The following is a 7,658-nucleotide window of genomic DNA, read 5'->3' as shown; positions in this document are numbered from 1 at the left end:
GGGTCATTTCGGCCCTTACGGCGGGCGCTTCGTGCCCGAAACCCTGATGCCGGCCTTACTGGAGCTGGAGCAGGCCTATCGCCGCATCCGCCGCGATCCGGCCTTTAAGAAGGAACTCGCGGCACTGTCCAAAGATTACGTGGGGCGGCCGTCACCCCTGTATTATGCCCGGCATCTGACCGAAGCCTTAGGCGGCCCCCAGATCTACCTAAAACGGGAAGATCTCAACCATACCGGCGCCCACAAGATCAACAATACCCTGGGTCAGGGACTGCTGGCGCGGCGGATGGGCAAGAAACGGCTGATTGCCGAGACCGGGGCCGGTCAGCACGGGGTGGCCACCGCCACCATCGCCGCTCTGTTGGGGATGGAGTGTGATATTTACATGGGTACCGAGGATATCCGCCGCCAGCGGCTCAATGTCATCCGCATGAAGCTTTTGGGGGCGCGGGTGATTCCGGTGGAATCGGGCAGTTGCACCCTGAAGGATGCCATGAATGAGGCCATCCGGGACTGGGTCACCAATGTCCGCCATACCCATTATGTCATCGGCTCGGTGGCCGGACCGCATCCTTATCCCATGCTGGTGCGGGATTTTCAAGCCGTCATCGGCCGGGAGACCAAGGCCCAACTGCGTCGGGTGGCGGGCCGGTTGCCCGATTGCCTGGTGGCCTGTGTCGGCGGCGGCAGCAACGCTATGGGGTTATTCTACCCCTTTGTCAAGGACCCGGTGCGCTTCATCGGCGTCGAAGCCGCCGGCCAAGGGGTGGAATCCGGCCATCACGCCGCTACCCTGGTAGCTGGGACCGTTGGGGTGCTGCACGGCTCCCTGGGCTACCTGCTGCAGGATGCCTGGGGCAATATTCAGGAAGCCCATTCCCTGGCCCCCGGGCTGGACTATCCCGGAGTCGGACCACAACACTGCCTTTTCAAAGATAGTGGCCGGGCCCAGTATGTGGCGGTGACCGATGAGGAGGCCCTGGCGGGTTTTAAATTGCTCTCCCGGACCGAGGGCATCTTACCGGCCCTGGAGAGCTCCCACGCGGTGGCCTATGTCCAGAAAGCCGCGGCCGAGTTCCGCCCGGAAGAGATTGTCGTGATCAATCTTTCCGGCCGGGGGGATAAAGACGTCGAGGCGGTGGCCGAAATCTTGGAAGTTTAAATAAGTTATTAGATTATTAGGTTATCTATTTGTCTTTATATAGAAAATCGTGACGGAGAGCGAATGAAGTGCATTGCTGCGATGTTTCAACGCTTGGCTAAACAGGGTGAAACCGCCCTGATTCCCTATATCACCGCCGGGGATCCGGATCTGGACACCACTCGGGCCCTGGTCTTAGAGATGGCTCGCCGGGGCGCCGACCTGATTGAATTGGGCATCCCCTTTTCCGATCCGCTGGCCGATGGGCCCACTATCCAGGCAGCCTGCGTCCGCGCCTTAAAGCACGGCGTCCATCTGGAGGATGTCTTGACCCTGGTGGGCCGTCTGCGGCGGGAAACCGACATCCCGCTGGTATTGATGGGTTACTACAATCCGGTTCTGCAATATGGACTGGAGCGGCTGGCCCGCGACGCTGCCCAACTCGGGGTGAACGGCTTCATTATACCAGATCTGCCCGGCGAACAGGCCCAAGCCTGGCGCAGCGCGGCTTTAAAGGAAGGGGTAGCCGCCATCTTTTTGGCCGCGCCGACCAGCGGCCCGGAGCGCATCCGGGCTATCGGTCAGCTGACCCGCGGATTTCTCTATTACGTCAGCATCACCGGCATTACCGGCGCCCGGACTGAGCTGCCGCCGGAACTGATCGAGGCCTTAAAAGAGGTGCGTACTCTGGTAAAATGCCCGGTGGCGGTGGGCTTTGGCATTTCGACACCGGAGCAGGTGCGGCAACTGGCCCCCTGGGTGGACGGAGTGGTGGTGGGCAGCGCCATCGTGCAGCGTATCGCCCAGTTGCCCAACCCAGAACTTGTAAAAGAAATCGGTGACTTCATCGCCGACCTGAAAGCCCCGTTACGGAGATAATGAAAAGACTTGGGGGCGATCCCCCGGATCGCCTCAACAGCCCTAGCCCTCTCCTCCAATATCCAACTTCAGACCATCGCTGGCGGCGATCACCTCGATCCCCAATTCTTTGGTTAACTCCTGAGCTACTTGCCAGGGCTTGGCCTTGAGCATGGTCATGCCAAAATGGGTCAGGATGGCCTTCCGGGGTCGGATTGCCGCTAAGATTTGCCTGACCTCATCCAGGCATAAATGCATCACCTCCCCGCTTTTATGGGGATAAGCTCTGACCACATTTATTATTAAGATCCAGGAATCTTTATAGCTTTCTAACAGACCGGGAAAATATCCGGTGTCCACCAGGAAAGCGACCGGACGGCCGTCAAAATCAAATTTAATCCCATAGGTTTCCACCGGATGCCGGTGTCTGAGGGAGGTGGAAAATTTCAGCTCGCCGATCTGATAATTCTGCTCCGGGGTCAAGACGATAATTTTTTCTAAATATGACTTTAAATAGCTCAGGACCACGGCTTTGTCGCCTTCTAGGCACTCCTGGGGGGCAAACAGAGTTCCCCGCCTTTTCAGACCTCCCGCGGTCATGGCGTCGATCAGGATATTGACATCGTTGGAGTGATCCAGATGGGCGTGGGTCAAAATAAGGGCATCTAGTTGGGTGACGTCAATGGGTGGCCTCGATTTGGCGCATCTAACCAGGGTTCCCGGCCCCGGATCCAGGATAAGATTTTGACCCTGGGCCGCAATATATACTCCGGCCGAAGAGCGTAGCTGCTTGGCTACTACAACCCGGGCCCCGGCAGACCCCAAGAATTTTATAAAAGCAGAATCCATTATTTGTGTTGTTAAGCCGGATCAATAAGGCACTTTATATCGGCCTGCTTTAATATTCCAAAGAATTCCGCCTGCTTGGTAGTTCATTTCAAAATAAGATAATAATTTGAGACCGTTGCAAAAGGGCTTAATCCCTTGACATCCCTTTTTGGTGTTTGGGAAGGGATTAGCAAACCTCAAACGAGAACAATTTTGGGTTTAAGTCCGTTATCAATCTCAGGTTTTGGTTCGCTCTTTCAGATTTTAGCTATTGGACACTAATTTCCAAAGTTTTTGGGCAATAATTATTCCAAACTCCGACCCTTAAGCCGTCCAGGCCAATCTGGGTTGGGGTGCGGCAAGGAAAGCGAGTCTGGCCAGTCTTTTCAGGTTCACTACGATAGCCACCATGAAGCTCTGGATACTGAGTTTGACCAAGCCCCAATACCGTGCCTTTTTGAGACCATGGCGTTGATTACCTACCTCCTGGAACACGACGAGCAGTCCCGGACTATCGGCGAGATCTTCCGCCAACCGGAAGAAGAGACCGAAAAACTCACGTACTTGGAGCGGCTGTGGCAATATCTCGTTGCTTTCCTGAAAACCGTTTTAAATACCCTGACTCCATTTTGTGGTCCAGGACCACAGTTTCGGGCTTACCTCGACGCTATCACTAATTCTTTCAACTACTTTTCACCCATTCAGAGGTGCGAAACTTGGGTCTCTAAGTTATCGCCGTAATAGAGATAATTCATGCTCCCGCCCCTGTCCTTGATACTTTATCGAAAACCGAAAACTCTTTTTTCTATAGCACAACCCGGCAACCCGCTCCGAGAAAAATTTTGTGGCCCTAATTACGTCAATCTGACGCTTTTACCAATCTCTGGGCCTGGCGGAGCTCAGCCGGGGTATTGAGATTCAAAAAGCTCTGTTCCTGGGGGTCAAACCGGGCCACGGTTTCGGCGGGAACCAGGCGGGTGCGGCAGTGGCGCAGAAATTCCCGCACCCGATAATCGCCCTGGGTCAGAAAGGCCTCCAGCCGGGAGAACAGCCGGCCGCGAAATACCGCGGGGAGCGGCTCCAGCCCCCGGTTGGACTGGCAGACCACCGCCTCCACGCCTTTTCCCTGAGCCTGGGCCACCAGATACCGCAACAAATCGGTCTGCAGGAAGGGGGTATCACAGGGAGCTAAGAGCACCAAAGGCGGGCGGGCATAAAACAGGGCGGTCAGCAACCCCCCCAAAACCCCGCGGCCCGGTATGAGGTCAGTGACCAGGGGAAGGTCCAGACCCAGGTGCAATTGCAGGTGATTGGAAATCAGCCAGCATTCCTGGACCAAGGGTGCCAAAGCTGCAGCTACCCACTGGGCCAGCGGCCGCCCGGCCAATCTCTGGGTCGCCTTGTCCTTGCCCAGGCGGCGGCTCTCACCTCCGGCCAGAATGGCCCCCATTAGAAAGATTTCGGTTTTCGGTTTTCGGGGTTCGGGGTTCGTTGCCGAAAATTCCTCACTAAAAACAGGATTCTTGTAATGGTTTCACTAAGGCTGAATTGCGATCAAATTGTTAAAAAACCCTGGGGGCACAGGTTCCTAACCAGTGCGGTCATGTCTGGGTCTGGCCCAGAATGAAGGCGCCAATCTCTGCAACCTGACTAGGGCTAAAGACCGGCTGCTCCGCCGGCAGGGGCTGCTCACTGATATAGCCAATGATCCGGTGATAATTCTGGGACTCACCCAGGGAGGCACCTGCCGGAACCATGACCAGCTTGGGCAACAGCCCATGTTTATAGCCTTCTACTAATATCAAATCGAGGTCCGGTCCCAGAGCGGCCAGCACAGTGGCTAGTTCCGGGTCGCGGTCAGGGGTCTGGGTGACCTGCAAAATCCCCGGGGCGGCCAGGGCCACGACCCGGGCTCCGGCGCGATGAAAACGCCAGGTATCTTTGCCGGGCTGATCTACCGGCAGACGGCGATGGCTGTGTTTCACCGCCGCAACCTTGAGACCCCGGCTCCCGAGCCAGGTCAGCAGGCGGCAGATCAGCTCGGTTTTGCCACTGTTTGAAGGCCCGACCAGTGCAATGGCCGGCACCAGCATGGGGGAGGCCTCTGCGGTAAAGGGGGGCTGGTCGGGGGAAGGGAAGTCAGGGAAAGTAATCACTTCTGGGATTCCAACTTCTCCAGGACCTTGTCTTTTCGCAGTTCCCGGTTGAGATAGATGGCGCAGCGCTCACAGGTACCGTTATAAGCCGTGCCCCGATACTCCCGAACCTCATAGCAAGGGCGCCAGGGCATTTTGTAAGCCGGGCACTCTTCCTTCACCTGACAGTCAAAGATATTCCAGCACGGGGCCAGCACCAGCAGGTTTTTCAGACTGGCGACCGTAAAGCCGCGGTGGTGAATCAAGTCATTGATCCGCAAGATCTGGGAGATTTCAAATTCTGAATACAACCGATTGTTGGTACTCTCTTCCCGAATCGGCTTGATGAATCCCTCTTTTTCGTACTCCCGGATGCGTTTCTGGGACAGATTTACTATCCGCGAGACATCATTAATCAGATAGAGGCCACCGTTAATTCGCCGGTGGTATTTATCTTTTGGCATTAATTTGTTCTAAACATCATATTATTTAAAAACTTGTTAATTTTTATAGCATAGCCAGTAATTTTCCACAAGCCAAATCAAATCCTCAATCCTCCGCAATCAGGGCAGGCCTGGCGATTTGCCCATAATCGGCCCTGGCTTTTACTTAAGTTCGGCAATGGCGATGATGCTTCCTACCCCGATGGTCAGATACTTGTCCCCAAAGGCGTGGGCCATTTGCTGCTGAGCCGCAATGCCGGTGCAATGGCAAGGTCCGACATAACGCACCCCCAGTTCCAGAAAGCGCTGGATAATTACGGCGATATCGTGCGAAGAGTGACCGCTCAGATGGAAGCCGCCCATGACCAGGAGGACCTCGCCGGGGGCCACTTCCTTGGCCTTTTCGACGATATTGACGATGCCGGGATGGGCGCAGCCGGTAATCACTACCAGTCCTTTGGCAGTCTGCAGCACTAGCGATTGTTCGGTCACCCCCCAACCCGACCCCATTTCGCCGGTGGAAAAGGCCCCAGCACAGATGGGTTGAGGTCCTGAGACTTCCACTATCTTGGCCCCGGTGCGTTTAACATCTCCCTTAAAAGAGGTGGGAAAGGATTGGGGGAGATATACTGTAACCTCGGCATGGCGACGCAGAAACCCTTCCAGGCCGCCGGTGTGGTCGCCGTGGATATGGGACAGGACCACCAGATCGACCTCATTGGGGTCCAGGCCCATTTTGGCCATGTTGTCCAACAAAACAGCGCCGGAGCCGCCGGTGTCAAAGAGGATGGTCTTGTCCAGCCCCCGGATCAGGCAAGAAAATCCCCAGGACGTGGCCAACCGAGGATCATGGGCATTGTTGTCAAAAGTTACCATAATTACGGGGTTTGCCGCAGATGATGCACTCATTTCGACCTCCTCGGAAGATTTATCGGCCCCGCACCCGATGAGTGTCGGGCCAAGACCTATTAACAGCCAAAAACAGAGGAATTTAAGGTAATTTGATTTCATTGCCAAGCTTTTTGGGGATTAGGCCAAAATCTCTATAGGGAATTGTCGCCCCCCGCCTAGCAGCTGGGCAGCATTCCCCTGGGCACAGGCAATTTCCAGATAACCGTGGCTGCCCTTTAGGGCGATCAGTTCCCCCGGCGCAACCTGGGCATAGGTTCTGACCAGTCGGGTGATCCGAGTGTTGCCGACCTGTAAATTTATAGGCCGGCCTTGTAGCCAGTTTTCCAGATCAGAAAATCGAATATTGCTGATCAGGTTGCCGAAGTGATCCACATGGATAACCTGCCCCCGGAGGCACCGGGAACTGATTTCCGGTACCGGCAGATTTAGGGGGACTGGATCAATGACCGGCGATCCCAGGCGGTCCAGGGGCACCCCGGTGGAGAGATAGGCGGCGACGGGGGCAAACACATCCCGGCCCTGGAAGGTAGCCGAAACCTGGGGGAGAAAGTAGGCCGGATTTTCCAGACCGACGGCCCGAAAGTCGGGCTGGCCCTCTAAGACCAGATGAAACAGGCCGTTGTCCGGCCCCACCCAGAACTGGTTCCTAACCCGCAGCGCCAGACCCCGGCGGGCGGTGCCGACGCCGGGGTCAACGACTGCCAGGTGTATGGTGTCCGGGGGAAAATAAGGATGGGCGGCTTGCAGCACCAGGGCAGCACCAATGACATCTTGGGGCGGCAGATCATGACTGAGATCCACCAGAGTCACCTGGGGATTGATCCCCAGGATAACCCCTTTCATGATCCCGACATAACCATCCTGGCAGCCGAAATCAGTCAGGAGGGTGATCAAACTCCACTGAGGTTGGCCCGCCCTGTCCATCGCTCAAGCTGATCTGATTTAATCTTCCGGGGCCGGGGCTAGGCACCGGGCTACTTCTTCCCGGATGCGTTCCGCGGGCAGCCCCCCGGCAAACCGCCCCTGACCATTAATATAGACCAGCGGAGGCGGATAGGCCCCCGAGCGCAAAAGCTCGGTCTGAGTCAGTTCCGGCCCCTGAGGATCGCGCAGCACATTGATATAGCGCACTTTTACTTGCCCCGGGAAGGCCCGCTCCAGAGTCAGGGCCAGGGCCTGGGTCTGGAGTTCCATGTTCACCCGTTCTAAGGGATCGGCGAGGGAACCACATCCGGAGCCATGATCATGCCCACCGCAGCCGCAGGCGCAGCTCTGGCTGACTTTGGCCGCTGGCGCGTCATAAATTATTACTTCTACCACATCAGACATGAGTCAACCCTC

General features: G+C 56.3%; 10 protein-coding genes. 3 read left to right on the top strand and 7 right to left on the bottom strand.

All coding sequences use genetic code 11. The features are described 5' to 3' along the window. Together trpB and JRG72_10955 are read left to right on the top strand one after the other, a co-directional pair. Nucleotides 1–1,162 (top strand): tryptophan synthase subunit beta (trpB, locus tag JRG72_10960; protein ID MBW2135723.1); only part of this gene is annotated, 1,162 nt, incomplete at its 5' end. A gap of 63 nt (nt 1,163–1,225) precedes the next feature. Continuing rightward, nucleotides 1,226–2,020, top strand: a complete 795-nt coding sequence (locus JRG72_10955) for a tryptophan synthase subunit alpha (protein ID MBW2135722.1) — start codon at nt 1,226–1,228, stop codon at nt 2,018–2,020. 42 nt (nt 2,021–2,062) lie between these two features. Here JRG72_10955 and JRG72_10950 read toward each other — a convergent pair whose 3' ends face one another. Beyond that, complete coding sequence (locus tag JRG72_10950; GenBank protein ID MBW2135721.1) at nt 2,063–2,848, bottom strand: MBL fold metallo-hydrolase; 786 nt, start codon at nt 2,846–2,848, stop codon at nt 2,063–2,065. Nucleotides 2,849–3,175: 327 nt separating this feature from the next. Between JRG72_10950 and JRG72_10945 the strand changes: the two genes are divergently transcribed. Continuing rightward, nucleotides 3,176–3,568: a hypothetical protein gene (locus tag JRG72_10945; protein ID MBW2135720.1), complete on the top strand. Its 393-nt coding sequence runs from the start codon at nt 3,176–3,178 to the stop codon at nt 3,566–3,568. A 118-nt stretch (nt 3,569–3,686) separates the two neighbouring features. Here JRG72_10945 and JRG72_10940 read toward each other — a convergent pair whose 3' ends face one another. The 6 genes from JRG72_10940 to JRG72_10915 form a co-directional block, all read right to left on the bottom strand. Further along, nucleotides 3,687–4,277 carry a molybdenum cofactor guanylyltransferase gene (locus JRG72_10940; GenBank protein ID MBW2135719.1) on the bottom strand — a complete coding sequence of 197 codons (591 nt, stop codon included), beginning with the start codon at nt 4,275–4,277 and terminating at the stop codon, nt 3,687–3,689. Between the two features lie 151 nt (nt 4,278–4,428). Then, complete coding sequence (gene mobB, locus JRG72_10935) at nt 4,429–4,983, bottom strand: molybdopterin-guanine dinucleotide biosynthesis protein B (protein ID MBW2135718.1); 555 nt, start codon at nt 4,981–4,983, stop codon at nt 4,429–4,431. Beyond that, complete coding sequence (locus JRG72_10930) at nt 4,980–5,426, bottom strand: MerR family transcriptional regulator (GenBank protein MBW2135717.1); 447 nt, start codon at nt 5,424–5,426, stop codon at nt 4,980–4,982. The genes mobB and JRG72_10930 overlap by 4 nt, the downstream gene beginning before the upstream one ends. A gap of 141 nt (nt 5,427–5,567) precedes the next feature. Further along, nucleotides 5,568–6,314: an MBL fold metallo-hydrolase gene (locus JRG72_10925; GenBank protein MBW2135716.1), complete on the bottom strand. Its 747-nt coding sequence runs from the start codon at nt 6,312–6,314 to the stop codon at nt 5,568–5,570. A gap of 120 nt (nt 6,315–6,434) precedes the next feature. Beyond that, nucleotides 6,435–7,241, bottom strand: a complete 807-nt coding sequence (locus JRG72_10920; protein ID MBW2135715.1) for an SAM-dependent chlorinase/fluorinase — start codon at nt 7,239–7,241, stop codon at nt 6,435–6,437. 18 nt (nt 7,242–7,259) lie between these two features. Beyond that, complete coding sequence (locus JRG72_10915) at nt 7,260–7,646, bottom strand: hypothetical protein (protein MBW2135714.1); 387 nt, start codon at nt 7,644–7,646, stop codon at nt 7,260–7,262. Nucleotides 7,647–7,658: the final 12 nt, after the last annotated feature.

It is taken from the genome of Deltaproteobacteria bacterium (genome assembly GCA_019309545.1).
GTDB lineage: Bacteria > Desulfobacterota > Desulfobaccia > Desulfobaccales > Desulfobaccaceae > Desulfobacca_B.
This window is presented reverse-complemented; position numbering and strand designations above follow the sequence as displayed.

Coding starts and splice junctions, on each gene's coding strand:
- JRG72_10955 (MBW2135722.1), top strand. CDS start 1,226: ATGAAGTGCATTGCTGCGATGTTTCAACGCTTGGCTAAACAGGGTGAA.
- JRG72_10950 (MBW2135721.1), bottom strand. CDS start 2,848: ATGGATTCTGCTTTTATAAAATTCTTGGGGTCTGCCGGGGCCCGGGTT.
- JRG72_10940 (MBW2135719.1), bottom strand. CDS start 4,277: ATGGGGGCCATTCTGGCCGGAGGTGAGAGCCGCCGCCTGGGCAAGGAC.
- JRG72_10930 (MBW2135717.1), bottom strand. CDS start 5,426: ATGCCAAAAGATAAATACCACCGGCGAATTAACGGTGGCCTCTATCTG.
- JRG72_10925 (MBW2135716.1), bottom strand. CDS start 6,314: ATGAGTGCATCATCTGCGGCAAACCCCGTAATTATGGTAACTTTTGAC.
- JRG72_10920 (MBW2135715.1), bottom strand. CDS start 7,241: ATGGACAGGGCGGGCCAACCTCAGTGGAGTTTGATCACCCTCCTGACT.
- JRG72_10915 (MBW2135714.1), bottom strand. CDS start 7,646: ATGTCTGATGTGGTAGAAGTAATAATTTATGACGCGCCAGCGGCCAAA.